This is a genomic window from Chlorogloeopsis sp. ULAP01 (assembly GCF_030381805.1).
Classification (GTDB): Bacteria; Cyanobacteriota; Cyanobacteriia; order Cyanobacteriales; family Nostocaceae; genus Chlorogloeopsis.
Genome location: NZ_JAUDRH010000017.1, coordinates 73,511 through 99,649, shown reverse-complemented (window position 1 = coordinate 99,649; position 26,139 = coordinate 73,511). Strand labels below are relative to the sequence as shown.

30 protein-coding genes and 2 pseudogenes are annotated in these 26,139 nt (G+C 44.0%); 16 read left to right on the top strand and 16 right to left on the bottom strand.

The features are described from left to right. Positions 1-90 precede the first annotated feature (90 nt). From QUB80_RS28720 to QUB80_RS28700, 5 genes are all read right to left on the bottom strand, one after another. A complete protein-coding gene (locus QUB80_RS28720; RefSeq protein WP_289792873.1) occupies positions 91-1,218 on the bottom strand; it encodes an amidohydrolase family protein in 1,128 nt (375 codons plus the stop codon). A gap of 51 nt (positions 1,219-1,269) precedes the next feature. After that, positions 1,270-2,016 (bottom strand): carboxymuconolactone decarboxylase family protein, encoded by a 747-nt coding sequence (locus QUB80_RS28715; protein WP_289792872.1) that lies wholly within the window; start codon positions 2,014-2,016, stop codon positions 1,270-1,272. Positions 2,017-2,025: 9 nt separating this feature from the next. Next, complete coding sequence (locus QUB80_RS28710; protein ID WP_289792871.1) at positions 2,026-2,592, bottom strand: hypothetical protein; 567 nt, start codon at positions 2,590-2,592, stop codon at positions 2,026-2,028. 234 nt (positions 2,593-2,826) lie between these two features. Further along, complete coding sequence (locus tag QUB80_RS28705; RefSeq protein ID WP_289792870.1) at positions 2,827-2,958, bottom strand: VOC family protein; 132 nt, start codon at positions 2,956-2,958, stop codon at positions 2,827-2,829. Between the two features lie 153 nt (positions 2,959-3,111). Next, on the bottom strand, positions 3,112-3,270 hold the full coding sequence (locus QUB80_RS28700; RefSeq protein WP_289792869.1) for a hypothetical protein: 159 nt from the start codon (positions 3,268-3,270) through the stop codon (positions 3,112-3,114). A 339-nt stretch (positions 3,271-3,609) separates the two neighbouring features. On the opposite strand from QUB80_RS28700, the gene QUB80_RS28695 reads away from it, so the two are divergent. The 5 genes from QUB80_RS28695 to QUB80_RS28670 all read left to right on the top strand — a co-directional run bounded on the left by QUB80_RS28695 (position 3,610) and on the right by QUB80_RS28670 (position 8,917). Next, a complete protein-coding gene (locus tag QUB80_RS28695) occupies positions 3,610-3,831 on the top strand; it encodes a hypothetical protein (protein WP_289792980.1) in 222 nt (73 codons plus the stop codon). Positions 3,832-3,887: 56 nt separating this feature from the next. Further along, on the top strand, positions 3,888-5,276 hold the full coding sequence (locus QUB80_RS28690; protein WP_289792868.1) for an ATP-binding protein: 1,389 nt from the start codon (positions 3,888-3,890) through the stop codon (positions 5,274-5,276). Positions 5,277-5,340: 64 nt separating this feature from the next. Then, positions 5,341-6,810, top strand: a complete 1,470-nt coding sequence (locus tag QUB80_RS28685) for a catalase (protein WP_289792867.1) — start codon at positions 5,341-5,343, stop codon at positions 6,808-6,810. 272 nt (positions 6,811-7,082) lie between these two features. Beyond that, positions 7,083-7,745, top strand: a complete 663-nt coding sequence (locus QUB80_RS28675; protein WP_289792866.1) for a TMEM175 family protein — start codon at positions 7,083-7,085, stop codon at positions 7,743-7,745. Between the two features lie 11 nt (positions 7,746-7,756). After that, positions 7,757-8,917, top strand: a complete 1,161-nt coding sequence (locus QUB80_RS28670; RefSeq protein WP_289792865.1) for an MFS transporter — start codon at positions 7,757-7,759, stop codon at positions 8,915-8,917. Positions 8,918-9,006: 89 nt separating this feature from the next. Here QUB80_RS28670 and QUB80_RS28665 read toward each other — a convergent pair whose 3' ends face one another. Further along, positions 9,007-9,165: a hypothetical protein gene (locus QUB80_RS28665; RefSeq protein ID WP_289792864.1), complete on the bottom strand. Its 159-nt coding sequence runs from the start codon at positions 9,163-9,165 to the stop codon at positions 9,007-9,009. 493 nt (positions 9,166-9,658) lie between these two features. On the opposite strand from QUB80_RS28665, the gene QUB80_RS28660 reads away from it, so the two are divergent. Next, positions 9,659-10,642, top strand: a complete 984-nt coding sequence (locus QUB80_RS28660) for an NAD(P)/FAD-dependent oxidoreductase (RefSeq protein WP_289792863.1) — start codon at positions 9,659-9,661, stop codon at positions 10,640-10,642. A gap of 430 nt (positions 10,643-11,072) precedes the next feature. On the opposite strand, the gene QUB80_RS28655 is transcribed toward QUB80_RS28660, so the two are convergent. Continuing rightward, the gene (locus QUB80_RS28655) at positions 11,073-11,810 is read right to left on the bottom strand and encodes a hypothetical protein (RefSeq protein WP_289792862.1); all 738 of its coding nucleotides are present in this window, start codon (positions 11,808-11,810) and stop codon (positions 11,073-11,075) included. 384 nt (positions 11,811-12,194) lie between these two features. Further along, positions 12,195-13,073: pseudogene (locus QUB80_RS28650) on the bottom strand (transposase); the annotation flags it as partial. A gap of 127 nt (positions 13,074-13,200) precedes the next feature. Between QUB80_RS28650 and QUB80_RS28645 the strand changes: the two are divergent. Further along, positions 13,201-14,118: pseudogene (locus tag QUB80_RS28645) on the top strand (Tn3 family transposase); the annotation flags it as partial. 577 nt (positions 14,119-14,695) lie between these two features. Then, entirely contained in the window at positions 14,696-15,940 is a 1,245-nt protein-coding gene (locus QUB80_RS28640) for a ParM/StbA family protein (RefSeq protein ID WP_289792861.1), read from the top strand. 92 nt (positions 15,941-16,032) lie between these two features. On the opposite strand, the gene QUB80_RS28635 is transcribed toward QUB80_RS28640, so the two are convergent. From QUB80_RS28635 to QUB80_RS28620, 4 genes are all read right to left on the bottom strand, one after another. After that, positions 16,033-16,527, bottom strand: coding sequence for a hypothetical protein (locus tag QUB80_RS28635; RefSeq protein ID WP_289792860.1), 495 nt, complete (start codon positions 16,525-16,527; stop codon positions 16,033-16,035). A gap of 57 nt (positions 16,528-16,584) precedes the next feature. Then, positions 16,585-16,926, bottom strand: a complete 342-nt coding sequence (locus QUB80_RS28630) for a hypothetical protein (protein ID WP_289792859.1) — start codon at positions 16,924-16,926, stop codon at positions 16,585-16,587. Positions 16,927-17,511: 585 nt separating this feature from the next. After that, positions 17,512-18,534: an AraC family transcriptional regulator gene (locus QUB80_RS28625; protein WP_289792979.1), complete on the bottom strand. Its 1,023-nt coding sequence runs from the start codon at positions 18,532-18,534 to the stop codon at positions 17,512-17,514. A gap of 288 nt (positions 18,535-18,822) precedes the next feature. Next, positions 18,823-19,035, bottom strand: coding sequence for a hypothetical protein (locus QUB80_RS28620; RefSeq protein ID WP_289792858.1), 213 nt, complete (start codon positions 19,033-19,035; stop codon positions 18,823-18,825). Between the two features lie 117 nt (positions 19,036-19,152). On the opposite strand from QUB80_RS28620, the gene QUB80_RS28615 reads away from it, so the two are divergent. The 8 genes from QUB80_RS28615 to QUB80_RS28580 all read left to right on the top strand — a co-directional run bounded on the left by QUB80_RS28615 (position 19,153) and on the right by QUB80_RS28580 (position 23,141). Then, complete coding sequence (locus QUB80_RS28615) at positions 19,153-19,284, top strand: AraC family ligand binding domain-containing protein (RefSeq protein ID WP_289792857.1); 132 nt, start codon at positions 19,153-19,155, stop codon at positions 19,282-19,284. A gap of 91 nt (positions 19,285-19,375) precedes the next feature. Beyond that, entirely contained in the window at positions 19,376-19,510 is a 135-nt protein-coding gene (locus QUB80_RS28610; RefSeq protein ID WP_289792856.1) for a hypothetical protein, read from the top strand. 64 nt (positions 19,511-19,574) lie between these two features. Further along, positions 19,575-19,928, top strand: coding sequence for a cyclophilin-like fold protein (locus QUB80_RS28605; RefSeq protein ID WP_289792855.1), 354 nt, complete (start codon positions 19,575-19,577; stop codon positions 19,926-19,928). Between the two features lie 84 nt (positions 19,929-20,012). Then, positions 20,013-20,387 carry an alpha/beta hydrolase gene (locus tag QUB80_RS28600; protein WP_289792854.1) on the top strand — a complete coding sequence of 125 codons (375 nt, stop codon included), beginning with the start codon at positions 20,013-20,015 and terminating at the stop codon, positions 20,385-20,387. Between the two features lie 42 nt (positions 20,388-20,429). Beyond that, entirely contained in the window at positions 20,430-21,104 is a 675-nt protein-coding gene (locus QUB80_RS28595; RefSeq protein ID WP_289792978.1) for an alpha/beta hydrolase, read from the top strand. A 40-nt stretch (positions 21,105-21,144) separates the two neighbouring features. Further along, complete coding sequence (locus tag QUB80_RS28590; protein ID WP_289792853.1) at positions 21,145-22,128, top strand: aldo/keto reductase; 984 nt, start codon at positions 21,145-21,147, stop codon at positions 22,126-22,128. A 30-nt stretch (positions 22,129-22,158) separates the two neighbouring features. Beyond that, positions 22,159-22,956 carry an SDR family oxidoreductase gene (locus tag QUB80_RS28585; protein ID WP_289792852.1) on the top strand — a complete coding sequence of 266 codons (798 nt, stop codon included), beginning with the start codon at positions 22,159-22,161 and terminating at the stop codon, positions 22,954-22,956. Between the two features lie 5 nt (positions 22,957-22,961). Further along, positions 22,962-23,141 (top strand): alcohol dehydrogenase catalytic domain-containing protein, encoded by a 180-nt coding sequence (locus tag QUB80_RS28580; protein WP_096560807.1) that lies wholly within the window; start codon positions 22,962-22,964, stop codon positions 23,139-23,141. Positions 23,142-23,173: 32 nt separating this feature from the next. Here QUB80_RS28580 and QUB80_RS28575 read toward each other — a convergent pair whose 3' ends face one another. The 4 genes from QUB80_RS28575 to ssb form a co-directional block, all read right to left on the bottom strand. Continuing rightward, entirely contained in the window at positions 23,174-24,160 is a 987-nt protein-coding gene (locus QUB80_RS28575; RefSeq protein ID WP_289792851.1) for a ParB/RepB/Spo0J family partition protein, read from the bottom strand. Continuing rightward, positions 24,157-24,927: a ParA family protein gene (locus tag QUB80_RS28570; RefSeq protein ID WP_289792850.1), complete on the bottom strand. Its 771-nt coding sequence runs from the start codon at positions 24,925-24,927 to the stop codon at positions 24,157-24,159. Before QUB80_RS28570 ends, QUB80_RS28575 begins: the two co-directional genes overlap by 4 nt. A gap of 139 nt (positions 24,928-25,066) precedes the next feature. Further along, on the bottom strand, positions 25,067-25,486 hold the full coding sequence (locus tag QUB80_RS28565; protein ID WP_289792849.1) for a hypothetical protein: 420 nt from the start codon (positions 25,484-25,486) through the stop codon (positions 25,067-25,069). 73 nt (positions 25,487-25,559) lie between these two features. After that, complete coding sequence (ssb, locus tag QUB80_RS28560) at positions 25,560-25,943, bottom strand: single-stranded DNA-binding protein (protein WP_289792848.1); 384 nt, start codon at positions 25,941-25,943, stop codon at positions 25,560-25,562. Between the last annotated feature and the right edge of the window lie 196 nt (positions 25,944-26,139).

Below are 26,139 nucleotides of genomic sequence, written 5' to 3'. Positions count from 1 at the left end.
ACACTTCTTTAATGCACTACTAATCTCCTCGCTTACCTGCGGAATATAGGCTTAAGACATCAGCCACCCAAGATACCGTTGACCGGAAAATCATCTTCTACTCGCAATTTTATTGACACTTCCTATGCGGGCACGATGTGAACTCCACGGTTCCGCTTTGCCCTTAGCTTTCAGGCGACTCCATCTATCATTTTTAATTCGGTTTTTGATCTGCTCAATGTCTATACCGTGAATCCGTGCCATGTTTTCACCGAGGATTTTCTTTTTAATTTCCAGTGTTAACTCCGGATATTCATATCCTTCACGTAGATCCTCAGGCATCTCAAAGGCTATAAATGCCTTGATAATTGGATCAGGATGATTTAACACGCATCCAGAGCTAAAAAGTAACTGCTCTGGCTTGCCATACTGTAGCAATTTCCCGATAATGTGGGCAAATCGGCGAGGCTGGCGTACAACTAAACCCATCGTGGATTCTAGATTGGCGTAGACGTTGGGATGCATCTGCATTTGTAGTGCTGAATCCTCTAAAAAAGCCCAGCCGGTATGCACAACTTCAAATGTCATGTCAGGAAACACTGCTGCCGCAGTTGAAATGTCTTGGACGTTGACCACGTCTGAAGGTCCAGGCCCTACAGGTTGTGCTTTGTGAAAGGCTACATGTTTGACTCCCAATTCACGAGCTTTTTCAAAGAGCTTATATGCATTTTCTGGATCGTCATAAAACATCGAGACCATCTTGTTTGACTTGATGTCAAACATGCCATTGGAAGGATAGAACTTAAAGCCAACCGCTCCCTGGCTCACTCGTTTTTCCATGTGGTCAAAAAGTGCACTTTTGTCTTCTGCGAAGGTATCTACCTCTGCATAGAGTAGTACGCGGTCAGGAGCTAAACGCTTCAGTTCAACATGAGCATCCCAAGGGCTAGGTCCATTTTGGAGAACCGCCGAGATCTGAACACTGTGGGCGACCACCATGTCCAAATCGGATTCGACAAACAAGGCATGAGCAAGATCTTCCGCTTGCCAACGCTTTGTAAACTCTTCAAAACTCAGCAAATAACCAGGTTCTGGAGATTCTAATGATGCATGGATGACCTGATGCCAAAAATTTTGTACATCCTGAAACTTGTCTGGAGGATAGCTTCTGACTCTGTTCTCGTTTGAGAAGTCAAAAGCGTGTACCGCTGCATCAATTACAAAATTGTTCTCAATCATCGTAATATAACTTGTGAGCTAAGAATGTAACTTGCAAATAACGACTATTTGTTATTTACGTGAACCTGCAAGTGGTTCTGCGATTTGAGAATCTAGTCTGGTAAAATGTGCATTGAGTGCTTCGAGTGCATTCCAGACTCTTAAGAAGCCAACATCAACCGTCAGGTACATGATCATCTCGCGTACCTGCTTTCGTGTCATCCCATTTTGGAGGCACAAGTTGGCATGGAAAGGAAAAGGACCATCTGCACTTAATGTCTGCTGGCACACATCGCCTGAGATAGAAATATAGACCCGTTCCATTGGTGTCAAACCAGGACGTCCCCAAACCTCACCTGCCATACGTGACGAGAGATCGCCATACTGAGGTTCAAATGCTATCAGTCCATCTTTGACATCGGTATCTAATATCCAGTTATGCTCTGGCTTGGGGTGCGAAACCTTATCTCCAGTGAGATACAGACCCTTTTGGTCGAATTCTGTGTAAATTTCCTTCAGCCTGGCAATTGTTTCAAAACACTTAGGGTAGGCTCCGTACACTCCCATATGCAAGATTGCTTCTTTCACGTCCTGGCGAGTCGCACCATTTTCTAAGGCCATTTTGATGTGGAATTCCAGTGAGCCGTATAGTGTTTGTTCGCAAACATCGCAAGCAATGGACATTAAAGCACGCTGTTTCAGAGTCAGACCGGAACTTTCTTGGACTCCACGAGCATACCACTCTGTCAGACCGCCAAAAGCTGAATTTATGTCATTAAAAGCTTGGAATGCTTCTGTAACATTAGATTTTTTCATCATGATTGACCTCTAAGTGGTGATTAACTTCATTAGTCTCTCGGATGCAAAAACATCCCTGTAAAAGGTCAGCTGCTCAGTTTTGAGGTAGCATCCACCTCTATGTCCACGACGCAGATATGTCACATTTCCCTTAGCTAAAGTTTCATTTGTCTCGTCGTCAAGACATTTCCATTCAAAATAGACAGTTTCACCATGAAACATCACAATGGGCCAAACCATAGTTACCTCTGGTTGAGCAATAATTGCCCACCAGTTTGCTTCTCGTTTTGTCCCTGCTGTTTTGCCGTAAAAAGGCCCATCTTGACAAAAGTAAACTAGATTATCGGTGTACTCACCTGCTAGTAGATCACCTCTAGCTTGCCGCAAAGCTTCACAGTGAGTTGGCCACCATTCCTTATTCTCTTTTTCTATGAGTTGTAAGGTGTATTCGGGAGTAATTTCAGGCAAAGTTGGTTTTTGAAGTGCAATATACTTCTCAGCATCACTGATGAGTTTTTTCCCTAGATCATCAGGAACAAGTCCTGGTCTAGAATAATCAGCTGATAAATCTTTGTAGTAGTTAGTTCGCTTCTGCATATAAAGCCTCATTATTTTGATACATCCCTTAAGCAACTCCTGCTTATATTAGAAGGGAACTGATCAGACTATTGATTATGTTTCAGTGCGACTTGCTCACTAATTAAGCACTTCCTTTTTGATATCGATGTTTAAACCTTGACCCACATGCCGTAGTCTGGATCAGCCTTATAGAAGTGGGAAATTTGCCGAAGTTAGAATTCCCGCTTGGCAGTTTTCATTTCATTGACAAGGTTATCCACCAGACGGACTGTTTCCTCTTCCTTCATTCTCAAGTTCACCGCCTGTAAGGTCACGGTAAAACTCAATCGAGCGATCCAGATCGCGGACAGAAGCGCTGATATGGTTAACGTGGTTCAGTTGCATTCTTCATGCTCCTTTTGTTTGTTGCGTGATCAATCAATTCCAATTTTCAACTTCAAAAAAGTTTTAACAAGCGAACATCCGGGTGTTAAGGATGAACTTATCAAGGTTAGGGCGTGTTTGCAAATCACGGTAATCTCGTAATATGAGACGTAACTAATTAACAGACAAACAGTGGAAACGATTGCGATCGCATCTACCACCTGTTTTTACTACAAATTCAGTAAATTCACATCTTGCACCGGAATGCCATTCTTCGCTATCCTTCAGAATCTTATGTTTCGCTTCGCTTAATATTAATTTCAGATACGTCACTGACAGCGTTCTTTTTTCCTCAATTTAGTCATTTTTATCAAAATTTTATATGCTTAAAAAGCACATAGGTGTTGAACCAGCAAAATATATATTTTTTTAATTTCTTATTTAACTTCCTAATATTCCCTGGAGAAAACATTTTTAAATTGCCAGGATAAAAGACAAGCATTTTTGTGCTGATTTTTGTGCTGATTAATGAAAGTGAAGTTATCTAGAGTGGAAAGCTTTATTTTGGGCAGCAATGGCTCGGAGTGATTTCTCGATCAATGCTTACCCTACTGTAAACTGCCCTCCGGGAGTTTACAGTAGTCAGCGGTCAGCTATAGACTAGCTGCTTTGGTGAAAAATTGTCCTTGCTGCTCCCATCAACTACTACAACATATTCGTAATAACCAAATGTGCTGGTTCTGCCGGATCTGCTGGCAGGAAATGCCGTTGCTGAACAAAACCAAGGAGATGAAAAATGACAAATTTATTGATAATTTCTACAACGACTACTGTAATACACGGAAGATGGCAAAGGCGATCGCCTCTAGTGCTATGCCAGTCACCAATACTTAAGTCTCATTAAAATTTGCGGAAGATGTAACAAAGTAGAAACTGTCTAGGTTCTTGCGATGCTTGAGGCATTACGTAAAATACCCCTGTTTCAAGAATTAACAGAGGAGCAACTTCAGTACCTAACGCAGGGTATTCAGGTCTGGCTGAATCCAGGAGAAATGCTGTTTAATCAAGGAGAGCCAGTCGAACTCTTTTATGTGGTACTCGAAGGAACTGTGCGGATTTCGAGAAAGATTTATAACCAGGAGCTTTTTTTAAATACATACGATACTGGTATGTTTTTAGGAGAAGTTCCTCTACTTACGGGTACCGTTCACTTGGCAAGTGGGCAAGCAGTATGCAGAAGCCATGTGTATTGTATAAAAAAAGACGATTTTTGGCAGATGCTCGTAATCTGTCCGTCAGTTAGAAAAGTTATACTTGGTTGTATGGCAAGGCGAATGCAAGAGTTGCAGGTCTTATCTCAACAGCACGAGAAACTCATATCCTTGGGTACACTAGCTGCTGGTCTTGCTCATGAGATCAATAATCCAGCATCAGCAGTACATCGGGTTGCGGAACAGTTGCGCACTCCAATCGCGATATTAGAAGCCCTTGCACTTAGACCGATTGAGCAACACCTCACGCCAGTTCAACTCCAGTGTCTCTCGAAGCTAAAGCGTGATGCTATTGAGCACTTCACTACTCCCAACCGTTTAGATCCGTTGACTCAAATTAAGCTGGAAGACGAATTAGCGAACTGGCTGGAAGATCACGATATTGCCGATGGATGGACCTTCGTTTCTACCCTAGTTGCAGCTGGAATTAACACTACTGAATTGGAATTGATTAGATCGCACTTGAGCGTCGATGCACTTAGCGATGTGCTGAAGTGGCTGGAGGCAACGCTGAGTGTAATAAGTCTGCTGGATGTGCTCAAACAGGGTACTACTCGCATCTCCGAGCTAGTTAAGGCTGTTAAGGCGTACTCCTACATGGATCAATCCTCACTGCAAGAGGTAGATGTGCATGAGGGTCTTGAAAGTACACTAACCATCCTCAGTTATAAACTAAGAAAGAAGAGCGGCATTGTTGTAACACGCGAGTACGACCCGAATCTGCCGCGCATTAGTGCATATGGCACCGAACTCAACCAGGTTTGGACGAATCTAATTGACAACGCTATCGATGCACTAGGCGAATTTGGGCAGATTTGGGTGCGCACTGCACGAGAGATTGACTACGTGCTGGTGGAGATAGCAGATAATGGACCAGGCATTCCTCTGGAGATTCAGTCCCGAATCTTTGAGCCGTTTTTTACAACGAAGGAGGTCGGTGCAGGGACGGGATTAGGTTTAGAGATTGCCTATCGTATTGTAGTGTTTCAGCATCACGGAGACATTCGCTTGTTTTCGGAACCAAGCAACACAAGCTTTAAGGTTCGTCTGCCCATCAATCAATCCTAACCAGGATATGTGTTGACACAAAATCCTCTAACAAAAGCGTTACAAAATTATTGGAACTTCAATCATGGACGAGAATCAAAATAAAAAGATATTGACTACAGATGCAGGAATACCAGTTGCTGATAATCAAAACTCCCTGACAGCCGGACCACGAGGCCCACTGCTCATGCAAGACTTTTACTTGATTGAGAAGATGGCCCACTTCAACCGTGAGCGCATTCCAGAACGGGTGGTTCACGCTAAAGGTTCTGGAGCTTATGGTGTTTTTACCGTTACAAATGACATTACACAATATACAAAGGCAAAACTTTTTTCACAAGTTGGCAAACAAACCGAAGTTCTCGTTAGGTTTTCCACAGTGGCAGGCGAACGTGGTGCTGCTGATGCGGAGCGAGATGTGCGTGGCTTTGCCCTCAAATTCTACACTGAAGAAGGTAACTGGGATTTAGTCGGGAACAACACTCCAGTCTTCTTTGTGCGCGATCCGCTCAAGTTCAGCGATTTCATCCGCACCCAAAAGCGCAACCCCAAAACCAATTTGCGTAATCCTACTGCCATGTGGGACTTCTGGTCGCTCTCACCTGAAAGTCTGCATCAAGTGACAATTCTGTTTAGCGATCGCGGATTACCTGCAAGCTATCGTCATATGAATGGCTATGGTAGCCATACTTTTAGTTTAATTAACACAAACAATCAGCGTTTTTGGGTCAAATTTCATCTCAAAACTCTACAGGGTATTCGCAACCTCACGAATGAGCAAGCCGCTAAGATTATTGGAGAAGACCGCGAAAGTTTTCAGCGTGACCTATTCTATGCGATTGAGCAGGGTAACTATCCCAGATGGCGTTTCTTTGTACAGATTATGCCAGAAGCGGATGCACAAAAGACACCTTACAATCCTTTCGACTTAACTAAGGTTTGGCCACATCAAGATTACCCTCTTATTGAAGTGGGAATCATTGAACTCAACCGCAATTCAGAAAACTATTTTGCCCAAATTGAACAAGCTGCCTTTGCTCCCTCCAACGTCGTGCCGGGAATTTCCTTTAGTCCAGATAAAATGCTTCAGGCACGCATCTTGTCCTACACTGATGCCCATCGCTATCGACTGGGTGTCAACTATGAAAGTTTGCCAGTGAACTGTCCCCATGCAACTGGAACGCATACCTACCACCGTGATGGCTTGATGCGTTTTGACGGTAATGATGGTGGGTCGGTTAACTATGAACCAAATAGCTTTGGGGGGCCAGTAGCAAATCCACAGTATCAGGAACCACCATTGAAGATTTTTGGTGATGCAGATCGTTACGATCACCGCGTTGACAACGACGATTACACTCAAGCAGGTAATCTATTTCGATTGTTGCCAGAAGACTCAAAACAGCGGCTATTCGGCAACATTGCAGACTCAATGAAGGGTGTACCACAATTTATCATCGAAAGACAACTTGCACATTTTGCCAAGGCAGATCAGGCTTATGCTGAAGGAGTTGCTCAGAGAATGTACGAAAAGTCTCAATTGTTAGGCGATTAGCCTAACCATAATACGAATCATTGCTACATAAATGAAGGTTTCGGCAGTTGATGGTAAAGTCTCGTAATCGATAACCAGTCGCCGATAGTACATCAACTAAGCAAAAGTTCTCTCCACTATCCAACACGCCCGGTAAAATCTTGAAACCAGTGTTCCAGGTTCCTTCGCTGCTGGGGATGTTCGGCATGATTCCGTCAAGCGTGTAGCTTCGGCAGTGGGTGAGGAGCAATGGCAGTAACCTTTGTGCATAAATACTTGAAGGAAATGGCTTAATGTCTCAGTCTTTCATTCAACAGCGAACATCACTGATGAGTCTCAACCGCTTCGAGGCATTCAGTGATGGCGTATTCGCGATCGCAGCGACTCTACTCGCGATTGAAATTCGGATTGCTGATCTTTCTCATGCTTCGCCGACAGCGATTTGGCGAGAACTCTTACATCTTGTGCCACATGTCCTGACTTACGCAACGAGTTTCATTGTAATTGGTGTGATTTGGCTAAATCACCATGCCCTATTTCATTTTCTCAAACGGGTGGATCGAATCACGTTAACGCTGAATTTATTTCTGTTAATGTGTATTGCATTTATTCCATGCTCGACAGCGATTGTGGGGCAGTACAGCCAGTATCCAAGCATTGTTGGCTTTTATGGGTTTTCACTCGCGATTACTGGATATGTTTACAATGCACTTTGGTTTTACGTTCTAAATAGGTATATCAAGAGCGAAAACTTGATTCAACGACATATTGTTCGTCAAGCGTCAATTTGGAGCATGGGCTATCCAATTTCATATTCTTTGGCTGCAACCTTAGCGTTGGTTAATGCGACACTCAGCCTTCTTTTGTGTGGTGCTATCTCCTTATTTTACCTATTACCTGGTGCGATCGATCAACAGCTTGCTTGCTTTGATCAAGAACTTGCAAAAGACGCTTAAGTTGAATCCGTATGACCCTTCAAATGTTTTGGTTAATGGCAATTACGTGTGCCGTTGCCGTTGCCAATCTTTACTATAATCAGCCGATACTTGCGGCGATTGCTGAAAGTTTCAATGCCAGTGCCGATCAAGTCGGCTGGATTCCCACACTCACTCAACTGGGGTATGCGTCTGGACTGCTACTTTTCGTTCCGTTAGGGGATCGACTAGAGCGTCGGCAACTAATTGTGACGATGCTACTCATCACCGCAAGCGTTTTGATTATAGCTGCACTCTCTCCAAACCTCAACAGTTTAGTCGTGGCAAGCTATGGAATTGGAGCAACGACGATTGTCGCGCAGATTCTGCTGCCGTTTGCCACTGAGTTAGTTCCACCGAATGCACAAGGCAAAATCGTAGGTAATCTGATGAGTGCCTTGTTTGTCGGCAGCTTGCTTGCAAGACCAGTAGGTGGATGGCTCGGAGAACAATATGGCTGGCGCAGTATTTATTGGAGCGCGGGTGGTGGGATGACTGCATTAGCGATCGCGTCTGCTCAATTGCTGCCGAAAAGCCAGCCCACCCTAAAGCTGACCTATTTACAATTATTGCAATCGCTGTGGGGATTAGTGAAATCGCAGCCCGTCCTTCGCGAAGCCAGTTTAATTCAAGCGATACTGTTTGGTGCATTGAGTGTGTTTTGGTCAACATTGGCGTTTTTGTTAACGCGCCCTCCTTACTCATATGGCAGTAATGTGGTTGGTCTGTTCGGCTTCGTTGGAATTGGAGGAATTTTAGCAGCTCCGGTATTAGGACAAATTGCCGCTCGTGGAACAGCAAAGACCCTACGATCAATGGTCGGCATGGCGCTCGTAGCTTCAATTGCAGCGTATCTAATCTTTTGGAAATTTGAAACTCAGGTGTGGGGCTTAATCGTGGGTAGCATGTTACTCAACTTGAGTAGCCAAGGTGCTTTAGTTGCCAATCAAGTCAAAGTGTATAGCTTGCTTCCCGATGCTCGCAGCCGACTTAATACCGTGTTCATGGTCTCCACATTTTTAGGCGCATCTTTGGGATCGGTCGTTGGAACTTATGGTTGGAGCGCTTTTCAGTGGACAGGTGTTTGTCTTGCTGGGCTCCTGCTTATCGGCATCGCAGGTATCCGGTTTGGAACAATAGATATCTCTACGTAATCATGACTTGAAACCACGCTGAGAATGCTAAAAGCAATGCCGAGGAGAATATGAAAAATGCAATCTTTAGGAAAACGCGTGTTCATTCATCATTGGCAGATTGCTAGACAGATTGTTGGCAGGAGTTTTGCTTTGAGCAATTGCTTGGGACGTAATGATTTACGAACGTTCTCTTCATCAACTCGATAGCCGTGGCGGCAGCATTGTGCTGCAACCCAAGTTTTTGAGGTATTCCAGCAGGCGGGCATTCACTATGAAGAAGCGCTCAGAGTCGTCGCCTATAAACGATATTACTTAAATCGCAACAGCAATGTTGCCCATCCGATGCTGATGCATGTTATTTCTACAACATTTGAGATTTAAAAATAATACTTGCGCTTTACTAAGCAAACCAAAAAGTTAATTTGACTATTATTTACCAATTAATTGTTGGAGGTGTAGGATAATCATGTCTTTACAGAAAAAGTTCTACAACTACCAAATTGCTCGCTACAAATCCTATGACTTTAAAGCCTCATAATAAAATGGCACTAAGATAAGCGATCACAACTCAACCAAGAGATACCGCTTGTGATCTTTGACCAACTTAGCTCCGTCATAACCTACATCCCCTACTATCTCTGTGCTTTTTACCTACTGGTTATCAACAATGGCAGCATTCTTGAGTTCGTTGCCGTCCTTATTAAATCTTAAATTTGTCAATGTCCTATTTAAAATTCAAGTTGCTATGAGGACAAAGCTATGAAACTCACAAAACGAACTCTTGCAGAACATACTGACCACATTTATGATGCAATTGTTGTTGGTGGCGGAGCAGGCGGTTTGTCTGCTGGAATTTATCTACAACGTTATCTCCTCTCCAGTCTAATTATCGATAAAGGCAAAGCCCGATCATTCTGGATGCAAGAACTGCACAATTACGTGGGTTTGCCTGCAGACACACCTGGTCGCACGCTGCTTAAGCAAGGTAGAGAACATTACTTATCCCTTGGCGGAGACCTTCTTGATGGTTATGTGGAAGAAGTAGTAGATGAAGGAGAAACCTTTGCCGTGCACGTCAAAGTTGGCAGGCAAGATAGCGTCTATCAAACCTTTCGTTCCAAATACCTAATTGTGGCTAGTGGTATTATTGACTACTTGGCAGAGATGGAAAATACGCAAAATGTTTACGATTATGCTGGGTACAATCTGCACGTATGTCTCATCTGCGATGGCTATGAAATGACAAACAAAAAGGTAGGTGTGTTTGCAAATAGCAACAGTAATGCAGAAGTAGTCTTTCCTCTTGGTTGGTTTACACCTTACATTACTTTGTTTACCCAGGGGAAATTTGAGGTGGAATTCCAGTTGCGTCAGAAATTACAGAAATATGGTTATCAGTTGGTGGAAACACCTATTAAGCAATTTTTGGGCAAGAACCACCAGATGAGTGGAGTAGAACTGGAAGATGGTACAGTGATTGAGTTAGAAGCTGGATTAATCTCAATGGGTTCAAAATATCACGCCGATTATCTCCAAGGATTCAATCTGGAAAAGCAGGGTGGTAATTTGGTTACGGATAAGATGGCTTGTACCTCCCATCCCCGAATTTTTGCAATTGGGGACCTCAAAGTCGGACTAAATCAAGTAGTTATTGCAGCAGCTGATGGAGCGCTTGCTGCTACACAAATCTGGCGGGATATCCGTCGAAGGCATTGTCAAGTTAATGAAGGTAGCAGCAGATAGTAGAATCTGGATACCCCTCGGTTCCTTACCTCTAGTGCACATCCGCCATCGCCTTCTCACCGAAATCATTAACTATACAGTTTGGTTGTATTTCACCTTTGCGTTGAGCTACGGCGATGTCAAAAAAACATGCGATCGCGTTGTCAGAAAGAGCGCAAGCGAATTTTGAAAATCTGTCAAAAGAAAGAACTTCTTAGTTTAAAGGGTTTCATGTTCGGCAGCCCGCACAACAAAGGGAAAGTAATCACAAGCCCTTGAAGCTTTTTAGGAGCAGTGAAGACTCAGTCGAGCGCAGTTTCAAGTTCCTTGAGTGCATCTGCAAATTAAACCACTATCTGTGTAGTCCGAAAAGCTAGTGAGCCGCAGATAGCCAATTGATGGATTGAGCATTCCAACACCTCAAAATTCGTCTAAGCTCGACTTTATCCAATTAAGCGGCATAAACAGCAATATCCCTCAAACGTTCAAATAAGGTACGAGGGACTTTTACAATTTCAGTTGATTCAGATGATGTCGAAAAAGTCGCAGCCCAGAAAAATCGGCGTACTAGAGCTAGTGTGTCAGAAAAAGTAGGCAACGATTTTGAGTACCAAATAGTTTGTCGAGTTTTCCAAGAATAATGGGCTTGTAAATGATGCGCCAATATAGTTACTAAAGAAAATAATCCTAGTAGTACAGGTGTTGTCCGCGCAATGGCCAAATCCGACCACTGACGCTGTGTTTCCATACCTAAATGTTTCCTAACTTCTTGAAAAGTTACTTCCATTTGCCAACGGCGCACAAACCACTCTAAAATTTGTTTCGGTTGATATTGTGGGTTGGTAGACAACAAAGCTTGCGGTTCAAATTTTCCATTGGGGTCACGTACTAATACCCAACGAATGGGTACTACAGGTAATCCAGTGTGATACCAAACAGCGACTCCGGTACAGATATCAACAGTACGTTCTCCTAGTAACATCATTACCAGCCAGCGTAAACCACTGACTTTGACAAAATGACCATGACTTGAGCGCACAGGATCTCTATAGATACCTCTGGCTTTAATCTTCTGACCTTTTCGACGTTCAATTGTATCGTCTATACCCATGATGATCGGACCACTTGGCACAAACATTGCTACCAACATTATCAGTAAAACTCTGCTTGCTTCTAAATTTGACCACACCGCACGATTTAATACGCGATGATAATGCGCGAAAGTGTTCTTCCTTGCTCACTCCCATGACTGCAAGTACCGAAGTAATAGTACGTTTACCTGTTGTTAAAATCGCTCCCACTAATAAAATTTGGGCATGACTCCAAACTGGCTTGGTAAAAATCGTAGCGAACGGTAGGACGATAGTGACGATTTCAACAGGTATTGTAGTATTCACGGGGAGATGCACGCATAAGTATTTAATTTTCAGCGTATTGCAGAAGTCAACTTGACCCCGTAAAGCTTTATTTTTATGTTATGGATTCTGGCTTAAACTCGTCTTGTTTTATGATCGCTTGCTTTCATAATGCTCCTTCGGAGAATCGCATTTTGCAAAAATGGATAAAGTCGAGATGAGGTTGTGTGCTTTTTTGAATAATGAGCGTCCAAATCGTAGGGTGAACTAATCATCACGGTGGCGGGTGGAATCCCCTGCTCTGTTCGCCAATGAATCGTGTTGTCGCATACATAGTATTGCTGCACCCAAACTCGTCGAAGTGTTTCGACCGCAGGAACCTGACGTAACCAATTTGGACTGTTGCCCTCGAAGATGGCATCGAGCAGTCGTTTGCCATCTTCGCCATACACCTGTGCTTGCTGCTCTCGTCCCGCTTTTGAGACGGGTAAGTGATAGTCTTCCATGCGCTCACTATAACGTTCGATCCATTCTGGCTGACTTTGAGCTTGTAACCAAGCAGGGGCAACAACTGCCAGTGCATTCAACGCCGCCCGCAACGTTTCTCCAGCACATTCAAGTCGAGTCACTGCTCGAATGGTCGCGAGGACATGCGTGGAGTCTGTCCGTTGGCGACCTCTTGCTTGAAGCCAACCTTGTTGTTGACACCAGCTAAGGAGTCGATCAAACACTAAACTTTCAGCTTGTTGAGCGATCAAGCGAGTGCGAAATTCGCTCAAAACAGTGTGATCAAACCCCTTATCTGTTAGCTCTAAACACAGGAGATACTTCCAATCAATTCGGCTTCGGACGGCATCAGCGGCTTGACGATCTGTGAGTCCCTCGATGTACTGCAAGATTGTTACCAGAGCTAATCGCAGCGGAGACGTTCCAGGTTGCCCTTGATTAGAAAACAATGTACTAAAATCTTGGTCACTGAGGAAGCAGCTAAGGCGATCTGCCATCGTGATGCAGAGGTTACTCTTCGGAAAAATAGCTTTGGCAACTTTAGCGGTTTCTGCTGGTACAGTATAGCCCGGTTGTGGATGCAGTGACATCGAACGATACCTCTTGCGATCGTCTTTTAGATCCTAAATAACTCTTGATGGAGCCAACTTATTTGTTAAGCAATATTTCGCCACCAGTATCAAAATTGCGTGAGAACCTGAAATTTTTCGATCTCCTATTAATGCTGCACCCAATAGCAAGTATTTTGGTGTAGGTAAGGGTATTACTTATTACAACTTTACTAGCGACCAGTTCACTGGCTTCCACGGGATTGTCATTCCTGGTACTTTGCGTGATTCGCTGTTTTTATTGTCGGGTTTGTTAGAGCAATTGACTCCTCTCCAGCCTTTGGAAATCATGACTGATACTGCGGGTTATAGCGATGTTGTATTTGGTTTGTTTTGGCTTCTTGGCTATCGGTTCAGTCCGAGAATTGCAGATATTGGTGAGTCCCGGTTTTGGCGCATCGACAATTCTGCTCACTATGGTGCGCTGGATGGATTGACGAAAAACAAGATTAATACTGACCTGATTGCGAATAATTGGGATGATATGTTGCGGGTGGCTGGTTCTCTGAAGTTGGGAGTGGTTAACGCAACTGACTTAATGCGTTCCTTGCAACGGGGTAATCAACCTTCTACTTTGGCCAAAGCTATTGGTGAATTGGGTCGGATTATCAAAACTTTATATCTGCTATCCTACATTGATGATGAGACATACCGCCGTCGCATTTTGACTCAAATCAACCGTGGTGAAAGTCGTCACAGTTTATCCCGAAAGGTTTTTCATGGTCAAAGGGGTGAAATCCACCAAAGATACCGTGAGGGTCAAGAAGACCAATTGGGGGCGTTGGGTTTAGTTGTGAATGTGATTGTGCTGTGGAATACTTACTATATGGATGCCGCAGTCAATGAGTTAAGTTCTCTTGGTCAGGCAACAAATAGAGAAGACATTGCCCGACTCTCTCCGTTGGGACGCAAACATATTAATATGCTGGGTTGTTATTATTTCTTGTTGGCAGAACCCATTTTGAAAGGAGAACTGCGTCCCTTGCGTGACCCTAATGCTCGTGAAGAATTTGATGATTTGTTGTAGGGTTGAGGGCTTATCCCGGTTTCCTGTTCTTAAGTTATGTAACAAAACTATCATGTATATACATGGCAGGCGAGAATAGTGACGCATTTTCAATCCTTTCACCTATGTATATACATGGCGACGGTTTTTTCTAGTTTTTCAACTCAATTTTCTTATCCCGGTTTTCTGTTCCATTGATACTCACGCCCCGGTAAGTGTGGGGATGATTGAGGTAATACTGGGTGCAATAATCACAATTACATTGTTTATTTAACAAGCCAAAGACTAATTTATTTTCTAATTCAACTTTTAGTTGATACAGAATTAGGGTGTAATTGGGGTAATTTGTTCATAATACAGGAGGTAATTTCACCAGCGTGTGTTGAAGAAATTTTTAATACATTAATTCACTTAGAATCTACAGTTTTGGTTTGGTATTAGCGTTATAGAAGAAAATGATCGTAATGGTTTTTTCTCTACTTACTTTGTATGTAAAAAAATTGTTAATCCCTGTAAAGAAAGTGTTTTGCACTATAGCATTATTCCTATTTCAGTTAAATTAATAACAATAGTAAAAGTTAATAAAACATCAATATATATGCCTAAAATTAAGGAGAAAATAGACGTAAAAAAGATAGTAATTACGATTGACATGGGTGCAAGTAAAACTAAGGCTATCGTTCAGGAGTATCCAGAAGGAAAGCCTGTTGTTTTACTTTTAGACTCAGAAATAGCGGATGTTGCTAAAGCCTCAGTTGAAAGCGTCCAACCTGAAGGTAGTCCTGAATCTCGTGCTTGGGTAGGGATAGGCGATGAGTATTTCGCCTTGGGAGAACTTGCTCGTCGTCGGTTTGGGGGTATATCGCAACTGAGGGAGTTAAAGTATGAACTAGCAATTCCCAAAATTTGCGGAGCATTTTGGCTGGCTAAGGAGAAGTTGAACCTGGGTAATGATGTTGCAGCTTACTTGAGTGTCTTGCTGCCGCCGGGTGAGGTACAAGACAAGGAACAGTTACAAATTCGGTTGAAGGATGTGTTTCGAGGGTTTGAGACACCGGCAGGTAAAATGCGGGTGAAAATGCTTCGCTATGATGCAGCGTCTGAAGGTAGCGGGATATTTTTCCACCGTAGGCGAACGCTTGGCGATCGTGTACCTGTTTCGATGTACGTAATGCTTGGTTATCGCAACGCGAGTATTTTCACCTTTCGGAGTGGTTCGATTGGCGCAGGAATAACTAGCAATTTTGGTATGTCTTGGTTAGTAAATAATTTGATTTCCAAAACATCGGGACTAAGCCCTGATAATTCCAATATTATTGAGGTACTGATAGAAGCTGGAGCCAGTTGTGACCCCCAGGTGATGCAAAAACTCTCGCGCAAGCGCAAAGTTGATGAGATTCAACTTGATGGAGAGTCGATGTCCAAAGCTTTATTACTTGCCAGAGACGAATATTGGCGTGCGATCGCTAGGTGGTTGCGCTCGAAGATGGATGAGGATATTGAAGAACTGGTATTTTGCGGAGGAACTGCGGACTACATTCGTCCTGAAATAGATGCTTACTTCCAGAAAGAGGGGATGAAAGTATCCTGGCACGCTAATATTTTTATACCTGATGAAATATCTTCTGGTATGGGCAATAGGATGGCGGATGTTTGGGCTTTCCACCAGCACATGATTATTCAGTTTGATAAGTTAACTGGTTATATACGCTCTGAAGTTGTACCGATAAATAAATCTGTTGAAGGTAATACAAATAATGCAGGTGAAGAAGTCAAACGTAAGTATAACTTTACGCCTTGTGAGCGGCCTAGTACCTTTATTGCTGTAAACGAGAATGTTTGACAGGTTCAGACAAAAATCAATGTACTAAAAAAAGAATCAGCTAGAGTGAAGTGCTGCATAAAACAGTACTTTCTAACTGATTCTTTGAGATTTTAGTATGGCTGTTGCTCTAGCATTTGGGAGCAATCAACGTGAGAATTGTTAATTTCTGGAATGTGCTGAATTACAGAGTTAATTTGCTCCATGTCTGCATATTGTTGTTCTCGTCTTTTGCGGAGTTCCCATGATTTACGGTTATAAGCTAACAAGTCTTCCAAACTCATGTTGAATTTGTATTTGGCGAAATTCAATAATTGTTCTGTGGTGTAACGACAATCTTCAGGACGACCAAAACAAATTTCAAACTGAAGCTTAAAAGCTTTCCAATCGAAATTGTCAGACCCCAGTTGCCGTTGTGATTCGCGTCCGTAAAGGTCACGAATTGAATAGAAAATTGTGTTGTATTTACGCACGTCGAATGATTCAATCTTGAATTGCTCCATTGTTGAATCATCGACTGTAGCAGCTTGAGCTTTAGTAGATTTATTAGCAGCCATAGTTGTTTTCTTGATGAGTGTTTCGCTTTTAGCTGCGTCAGCATTAGTCAAAAAAATAAATCCCACTCTGTATGAGCGAGATTTTCTGTAAAATCAGATGATTTGTGATTATTTTGCTAATAAACGTTCGCGTTGTAGCCAAGTACGTTTGTTGACTTCGAGTAGTTCTTCTAAGTCTTTGTTGAAGTGCTTAATGGAATAGTCAACCATTTGTTGTACACTGTATTTGAGGTTTTCCACTGAGCCGAACGTAGCAATAAATCGAGCTTTAAAAGCATCCCATTGTGTTTTATTCCAGTTAGTCTGTGACTGTGCTTGGATAGTTTTACCCCAGGTTTCTTGTAGCCCGTAGTAGACTGCTTTAAACTTACGCTCGTTGTAGTCAGCAATTTTGTAAATACCCATTGCGTTGTCATCAATTAAACTAACTTTTTTGGTTTTAGTAGCCATAATTTTTATCTCCTATGTGAGAGTTACTTCTTAAAGAATTGAGCGTTAGCTATAGTGCTTTCTCTTCTTTATTTGGACGTAAGTCCGTGTAAAAAATAACAATCTTAAATTGGAAATGAATGCTAACGCCTCGGCTACTATCCTGTTTTCAAAAATTTTCCAATAGAGATAGAGTAGCAAGCCTGTTAACCCGCAGAGTTAACCCACCGAAAGTATGTCTGGATTAAGGAAGATACTTTAGTTAGTGTATGAAATATAAAGTTGACCGTTTCTCAGGTAAAGACGAAGGGTGATTTACTTCAGGAAAGCTAACGATTCATGCACTGAGGTCAATAGAAGTTTCAAATTCTGGGTAATAATATGAACTGGATGGCTTACACATACTGTCACATACTGTTCGTAGATAATAAGCCGATACTCGCAAGTTGATTTGAGCAGAGATAATGAAACATGGGGTTGTAGTGACAACAGGTTGCGGATACAAGCTCATCAATAATGGGCACGATACACGATTGATTCAGCACTATCTAAGACACAAGAACACTCAGCATACAGTGTGCTACACAGAGTTATCTCCACAATATTTTAGTGATTTCTGGCAAGATGCCGGGTGTCTTGAGGAGATTGTATTGAACTAGCAGTTTCACTCACAGCTTCTCGCAACCGCTCCACATCGCGCATCGGTGGTGCGCCAAACAGCCGCTTGTACTCCCGGTTGAAGTGCGAAGCATCGTCATACCCCACCCGGTAGGCAGCACTGGTAGCGTCAAGGTTTTCCCCCAGCATCAGACGGCGAGCCTCCTGAAGTCGCAGTTGTTTCTGGAACTGCAAGGGACTCATTGCCGTGACCGATTTGAAGTGGTGGTGAAAGCCTGACACACTCATACCTAACTCTCGGGCGATGTCTTCAATCTTGATCGGCTGGTTGAAGTCTTTCCGCAGTCGATCGACGGCTCTGGCGATGTAGTGCGTGTAGCCACCCAAAACAGCAATCTGACGCAGCCGAGCACCTTGCTCTCCCATCAGGAGTCGGTAGATAATCTCCTGCTTGATCAGGGGTGCAAGCACATGCGCTTCAGCCGGGGAATCGAGCAGTCTGACAAGCCGCACCACAGCATCCAACAGGTCTGCATTCAATGGACTAACATTGATCGCTTTGACACTAGCACCCCTTTGGGCTGAAGGATAGCCTGCCTCAACCATGACTGAACCAACCAGGGTAGGGTCGAGATCGAGACGAAGACCCAGGTACGGTTTTTCCTGGGTTGCTTCTAGAATTCGGCTGGCAATCGGCAGTTCGACCGTCCCCAGCAAATAATGCATTGGGTCGTACTGATAGCGATCGCTGCCTAGAAGGACTTCTTTGCTGCCTTGAGCAATCACACAAAAGGCAGGAATAGAGACATTATGAAAGCATTCCGAAGGGGAAGAGGAACGGTTGAAGTGCAATCCTTTCAGTGGCTCGATCGCTCCATCTTGACGAATCGCTTGAGCAATTCGCTCCGTTAGTTCCTCTCGGTTGGCTTGCGCTCGGTCTGCCTCGCGAAGAGTCTGAAGGTCATTCATCAAGGCTCTACCGGACTTTTCACTCGTTCTTGCAACGTTCATTTCTAATACCGATTTAAACAAACTTTTGGATACATCAAGCTTCGGCAAGGGTTTGGTAGTACCAGCCCTGTATAAGAATCTAGCGTGACTTGATCTGAAACGAGTGTAAGGCGTGCAGGATTGTACAACGATCTTAGACGATCGTTCTATTGCTTGCCTTTCAGGATTCATAGAATGAAGTTAAAGCAATGAAAAGTGATTCCGGCTTCTGGTAAGCGTCTGGACTTTTATCCAAGAGAAAACTCAGGTTTGTTTGGTCAATCGCTTCTCAGAATTGCACAAGAAGCATCATCCCAATCCACAGTAGGCATCACTCACTGTAGGAAAGCTTTGCATGACTAAGCACAAACATGGAGGAACAGAAATGAAACGTCTCACGATGCCTGTTATGGCATTTTCCTTATTGGCTTTGGGGTTTGCGCAGGCAGGGCATACACAAGTCTCATCTGGCGATCGCTTACAGAAAGTGGAGATCACGCGGAACGGTTCGCAGCCTTCCACTGAAGGATCTGCCGACTATTTCACGGGTTCTGTCCGCATCAATCCTCTTTTTCCGGTGCACGAGCCGTCACGCGCATCTGGCGCAAGTGTCACCTTCGGGCCAGGTGCCCGAACCGCATGGCACACCCATCCCTTGGGGCAAACCCTTATGTGACGGTTGGAGTTGGCTGGGTTCAGCAATGGGGCGGTCAAATTCAGGAGATTAGACCTGGTGATGTCATCTGGATTCCACCCGGAGTGAAACACTGACACGGAGCTACAGCCACCACAACCATGACTCATATTGTCATTCAGGAACAGCTCGACGGTAGGGCTGTGGACTGGATGGAACAGGTCAGCGATGAGCAGTATAGAGGAAGAGCTTAATGCTTTGGAGAGGGTTTCCCACCAAGGGGAAAAATTGCCAGAAAAGAATGCTGATTTTGGTTCTCGCCCTGTTGATGTCCCTGAGTTACTCAGCCTGCCGTGCCGATAACAGTATGACCATTAGCCCCCCGTCAAAGATACCAAATGAAATATCAACTGAGCAGGCAAACAGAATGAAGATAAACATCAAGGCCGGAAACGAAGTCGTTACAGCCACTTTGATCGACAGCAAAACCACTCAGGATTTTATTTCCCTGTTGCCATTAACGCTGACGTTAGAAGATTACGCGAGAAATGAAAAAATCAGTTATCTGTCAAAAAAATTATCTACAGAAGATGCACCCCCAGGCAGTGATCCGGCTGTTGGAGATATTGCTTATTACGCTCCCTGGGGGAATTTGGCGATGTTTTATAGAGATTTTGGATACTCCAACGGACTCGTTATCCTCGGAAAAATAGATGGTGCCATCGATGCTTTTAATGTGCCTGGTTCTGTAAAAGTGACAATCGAGCTTCAATCGCAATAAAGAGGGTACGGAAATGAAACTGCTGACGACGACTATCGAACCGAAGCGAACCCGCTAGATAAACCCACACCTATGGACAACTGAATGAAACACAGCGTTTTAATACCAACCCTCTTGATTAGTGCAATCTGCACAACGGCAGCATTCGCGCTCGACAAAACACAGATCTCGCGTCAGAGATCCCAAGCACCCGTACAACAGTCTGCTGTGGTCAAGGGGGCGGACAACTTCTATAAGAGCGATAAAGTAACTATGCAAAAGATTACGTTCAAAAACCAATACAACATGAAGGTTGCGGGGAATCTCTTCATTCCCAAAACCTTGAATCAGAACGCTAAGAATCCGGCAATCATTGTCGGACATCCAATGGGCGCAGTCAAAGAACAAAGCGCAAATCTGTATGCCCAAAAACTGGCTGACCAGGGATTTGTCACTTTGTCCCTCGATTTATCCTTCTAGGGCGAGAGTGAGGGGCAGCCCCGCAACGTTGTTTCGCCAGATATTTATGCCGAGGATTTCAGTGCGGCGGTCGATTTTCTGAGTACCCAGTCATTCGTTGACAGGAACCGGATTGGCGTTCTTGGGATTTGCGGTAGCGGTAGCTTCGTCATCAGCGCCGCCAAGATCGACCCGCGCCTGAAGGCCATTGCGACAGTCAGTATGTACGATATGGGTGCAGCCAACCGTAACGGGCTGAGGCATTCTACGACCCTCGAACAGAGAAAAAAAGTCATCGCAGAGGCGGCTGAACAACGCTATGCGGAGTTCACGGGCGGCGAGATCAAATATACAAGCGGAACTGTGCATGAACTGAACGAGAACTCCACCGCTATTGAGCGTGAATTTTACGATTTCTACCGCACTCCCAGAGGCGAGTACACCCCCAAAGGTTCGTCGCCGAAAGTGACAACACACCCGACGCTTACCAGCAACGTCAAATTCATGAACTTCTACCCGTTCAACGACATTGAGACGATTTCGCCTCGTCCGATGCTGTTCATCACGGGGGACAACGCACATTCGAGGGAGTTCAGCGAAGATGCCTACAAACGCGCAGCCGAGCCAAAGGAACTCCACATCGTGCCGAATGCGGGACATGTCGATTTGTACGATCGGGTGAACCTGATCCCGTGGGACAAGCTTGCATCCTTTTTCAATCAGCACCTCAGTTGGTAAGCGAGCAACTAGCAACAAGATTTAGAAGAGGAGGATCAAAATGCAGTACAAGCATATCGGGCGCACCGGGCTGCTGGTCAGTCGGCTCGCTCTGGGTACCATGAATTTCGGCATGGTAACGGACGAGTCCACCAGCTTCGAGATCATGGACGAGGCTCTGGAGACCGGAATCAACTTCATCGACACCGCGGATGTGTACGGTGGCCCGCAGTCCCCGGACATGGAGCAGGGCTACGGCATCTCCGAGGAGATCATTGGGCGGTGGCTGGCCCAAAGCGGGCGGCGTGAGCGGATTGTCCTGGCAACCAAGGTGTACCAGCCGATGGGTACCGGGTCAAACGATCGCCACCTTTCGGCGTACCACATCCGAAAAGCCTGCGAGGACAGCCTGCGTCGCTTGCAGACCGATCACATCGACCTCTACCAGATGCACCACATTGATCGACACACACCTTGGGAGGAGATTTGGCAGGCAATGGAACTTCTGGTACAGCAAGGCAAGGTGATCTACGTCGGCAGCAGCAACTTCGCTGGCTGGGATATCGCTACTGCACAATGCGCCGCCAAGGGTCGCCACTTCATGGGCTTGGTGTCCGAGCAGAGTCTCTATAACCTGAACGCCCGCACGATTGAACTGGAGGTGATCCCTGCCTGTCGGCACTATGGTCTGGGTGTCATTCCCTGGAGTCCTCTCGGTGGTGGGCTACTGGGCGGGGTGTTGAATGCCGTCGAGGGTCGCAGAGCCGACTCGCGAATGCAGCAGCAGATTAAGCAGCATCTTGAGCAGCTAAAGTCTTATGAAGCACTATGTCAGGAGCTTGGTGAAAGCCCTGCGGATGTCGCACTGGCCTGGCTGTTGCACAATCCTGCCGTCACGGCTCCGATCATCGGGCCACGCACCGTGGAGCAAATAACTGGGAGTCTGCGGGTCTTAGAAATATCCCTTTCGGACGAGACACTCCGGCGGCTCGACGAGATCTGGCCCGGCCCCGGTGGCGAGGCACCTAAAGCCTACGCCTGGTAGAATGGAGCGCCATTGAAAAGGCAGTTCCGTGTGCTTCCTACTGTTGAACAGTCTGTTGAGTTACTTAACAAAACGAGGAATAAGATGATTAAAGACAAAGTTGTGATTATTACCGGCGCATCATCAGGGATTGGTGAAGCAAGTGCGAAATTGCTTGCAAGTAAAGGCGCTAAAGTCGTATTAGGTGCACGACGCGAGCAGCAATTGAGACCACTGGTTGATGAAATTCAAAAAGCTGGCGGACAAGCCGTCTATCAGGTGATGGATGTGGTTAACTCATCTGATAACGCTGCGATCGTCAAGCTTGCCAAGGAAACATTTGGAGGCGTTGATGTTATTTTCTTGAATGCTGGCATAATGCCAAATTCTCCACTTTCTGCATTGAAAACTGATGAATGGAATCAAACAGTTGATGTCAATATCAAGGGTGTACTAAATGGTATCGCTGCTGTGTTGCCAACGTTTATTAGCCAAAAGTCTGGGCATGTGATCGCAACTTCATCGGTTGCTGGATTAAAAGCTTATCCAGGTGGTGCGGTGTATGGTGGGACGAAATGGTTCGTGCGCGATTTCATGGAAGTTTTACGCATGGAGTCTGCTCAAGAGGGGACTAACATTCGTACTGCGACAATTTATCCTGCTGCAATTAACACTGAGTTGTTAGATCGGATTACCGACCAAGATGTGGTTGAAAAAATGACACAGTTGTATGAGCAATATGGCATCTCACCAGATCGAGTCGCCAATGTTGTGGCGTTTGTAATTGACCAGCCAGAAGACACAAACGTGAATGAATTTACGATTGGCCCAACCACGCAGCCTTGGTAAGAATAGTGCGGTTGTTTAGACTCTCGTGCGATCGCGTCCTCGCTCCCTTTGCGTTTTCCGATGCTACCTGTGAATTCTGCCATAAAGGAATTCACACCGCTTGCGTACATGGTGGTTTTTGGGGAACTATAAATGATGGTGAACTGTTGTCAGCATTCGAGGGAAAGAAGCGATCGCGGCGGTGAAAGAGATGAGTTGACTTCTAGCCATCCATTACTTACAGAGAGTTGTCCGAGACTAGACTACCTTGCTGTAAAGAAGGATCATTTTTCTTCTCTTCTTCTAGAAGTGCTTCAATTTGAGCAAAAAGCTTATTAATTTTTTTTAGCTTTTTCTCATCATTCCAAATTTTACTTTTTCTAAGTGCTTTGTATATTTTGTCAGCTTTTTCTTTTTGCTCTTGGTTATGAGATGATGGCTTACTTTCTGACTGTTGCTGAAGAATATTTCCTACTAGAATCCTAATTTCAGATAGTGATAAACCTTCTGCGATCGCTTTATTTAAAACTTTCTGTCTTTCATCATCATTTTTTACCCGGTTGATTTCCTTAGCTTTTGTGTATTCAATTTCGCCTTTTTGCAATGCAGTTTGGATATCTAAATGGAGTTTGAGTAAAGGAAGACGATTGGCTACAAATGACTGCCAAGTAATTTTTCCTAACTTCGAGAATACATCTTGTATGATTCGTCCTTCTTCACTAACCATAACGTTATGGTTAGAATTTCCTTTGATTTCATTATTCATATCATAAAGCAGCTTTACTACTGTCTCTTGGTCAATATCGAGTTCTTCAGCAAGTAGTTCAAGAATTCCAATAGTTTCTTCATAAGTATTGAGATCTTCCCTTTGGAGGTTTTCAACTAAGCGGAGTTTCCGAGCTTTTTTCTCGTCGCACTCAATAATGAATACAGAAATTTCCTCAAATCCTGCAATTTCACAAGCTTTGAGACGGCGTTCACCAGCGATCAGTTCATACTTGTCTTCTTGAATCTTTCTAACAGCTATGGGTTCTAATAAACCCACTTCCTTAATGCTATCGGCAAGCGATTTAAGTTTTACAGGGTCAAAATAGCGACGGGGCTGACTTGGCGGAAGGATAATTTGAGATAAGGGTAAAGTCGAATCGGATAAAGATTTTTCTTCGTCATCTCCAAATAAATTATCCAGTCCGGTTAGTTTTTCTAGTTCGCGTCTTTGGCTCATAGTTGAATGATGTATTTTGTAATTTCTTCGAGTATGCTAACTGCGGGGTGGTTTTTTTTGTGGAGTGCAAGTGGTAGATGTGCCTGGGTTGCGTCAGGAAAAGCTGTTGATTTAGGAATGGGGGCAGTAACGTGTATCCGTCCTTCAACCTGTTGTTTAATTTCTTCCAGTATTCCTGTGTCTTGAAGATTACGATTATCGTATTTGGTTGGAATTATACAGGCAATTTGTAATTTTTGGTGTCCTCCTTTTTTGAGTCGGGCAATTGTTTCTAGCAGTTGGTTGGTGCCAAGATAGCACTTATATTGCGTTTCAACAGGAATAATAACGTGTGAAGCAGCTACTAAGCTCATAATGCTTAGGATTCCTAGAGAAGGCGGACAATCAATCAAAATATAATCATACTGGTCAAGTACATTTGAAAGCGCAAATTTGAGCCGTTGGCGGTTGTCGATGGTCAGGTCATGGAAAATTTTTTGCTCCGTACCTGCTAATTGGATATTTGTTGGTACAAGGTGCATTCCGTGAATTGGTTTTTCCCATATATAAAGAGGAGTTTCTTCAGCGATCGCACCATAAATAGTTTGCTCGGTTTCAAGCTTGACTTCCCCTAATCCCATAAAGGCTGTTAGCGATGCCTGTGGGTCCATATCCACAAGCAGTACACGGTGTTTTTTAGCAAGGTGGTATCCAAGATTGTGTGTAATTGTCGTCTTAGCCGCACCACCTGACTGATTAAAAGTTGCGATTATTTTGGTTGATGACATATGTTGCTGAAGCGATTTTTTAAATCCATGTCAGCGATTCTACCAAACAGTGGATTTTTATTCTGGATTTTTGTAAAAAAAATAATGCTAAGACCAACAAGTAAACCTGTCTGCACTAGCATTATTCAGTTAATTGGTTCTAAAATGGAGGTTCTTCGTCTAGGTCTTCATTTGTCGAAGTAACGTTATCTTCGAGTAGTTCCTTGGCAAAATCGGGAGTTTCAGGCGAGTGAGAGTTTTTGCTAACTTGGGTGAGTTCGTTAATAGGTTGTGCTGAGATAAAATTTCTAATTACGAATGTGGCAATCTTTTCTTTGTACTCACCCCTGTTATCTATTACTAAATCAAGATATCCTTCTGCTGTACCATGTACGCCTTCCCCCTGTTCGTTGATGACGACAGCAGGTGCGCCCTTGGAACGGAATGGTATCTCGTCAGTAACGACTCCTTCCTTGGAACGATAGTAGAATTCAGCAATCCCAAAAGCAATCAAGGAACCTTCTTTGTCGTGGGTTGTGTTCACTGACTTAAGATTAATAGTTGCAGTATTATGAATCATGGTCGTTTGGTTTGTAGATTGATTAGATGGTTTATCGCCTACGATTTATACTGCATAGGCGATTTGTAATTTCCTAGAAATTCGCGTTAGCTACAGCCTGTGTTTCGTTTGGTGTAGAAGTAGATGTAGATTCTTCCCTACGAGGTGAACCCAATAATTCGATAGCGTTGATTGTGATTACAGGCTTTTGCCGCATAGTGCCAGAATTTTTATCAGCCCAACGATCAAATCCAAACTCGCCAGTAATTGCAATCTGAGTTCCCTTACGAACGTAATTTCCAATCACTTCTGCTTGATTTCCCCAAGCGACTAAATCAAACCAAAGGGCTTGCTCACTTCTGTAGGGTGGTCTTACTGCAATAGAGATTGAAGCCTTAACTGCACCCGACTCGAAAAATTTTAGGTCAGGTTCTTGTCCACATCTGCCAACTAGCATGACTTTGTTGATATAGTTCATAGCGCGAGGATTTATATATTTCTCCTATTGCTGCGTCAGCATTAGTTCTTGTAGGATTTATTGTTTTGACGAGTTGTTTTATATAAAGCACACCTTATTCATACTTATGAATTATTTTTTGTTCCTGTTTCTCATTGCATTGCGGTTTTTACTAAGGAACGAGAAGTTACCCTGTGCTATGGTGGTATCGCAATTA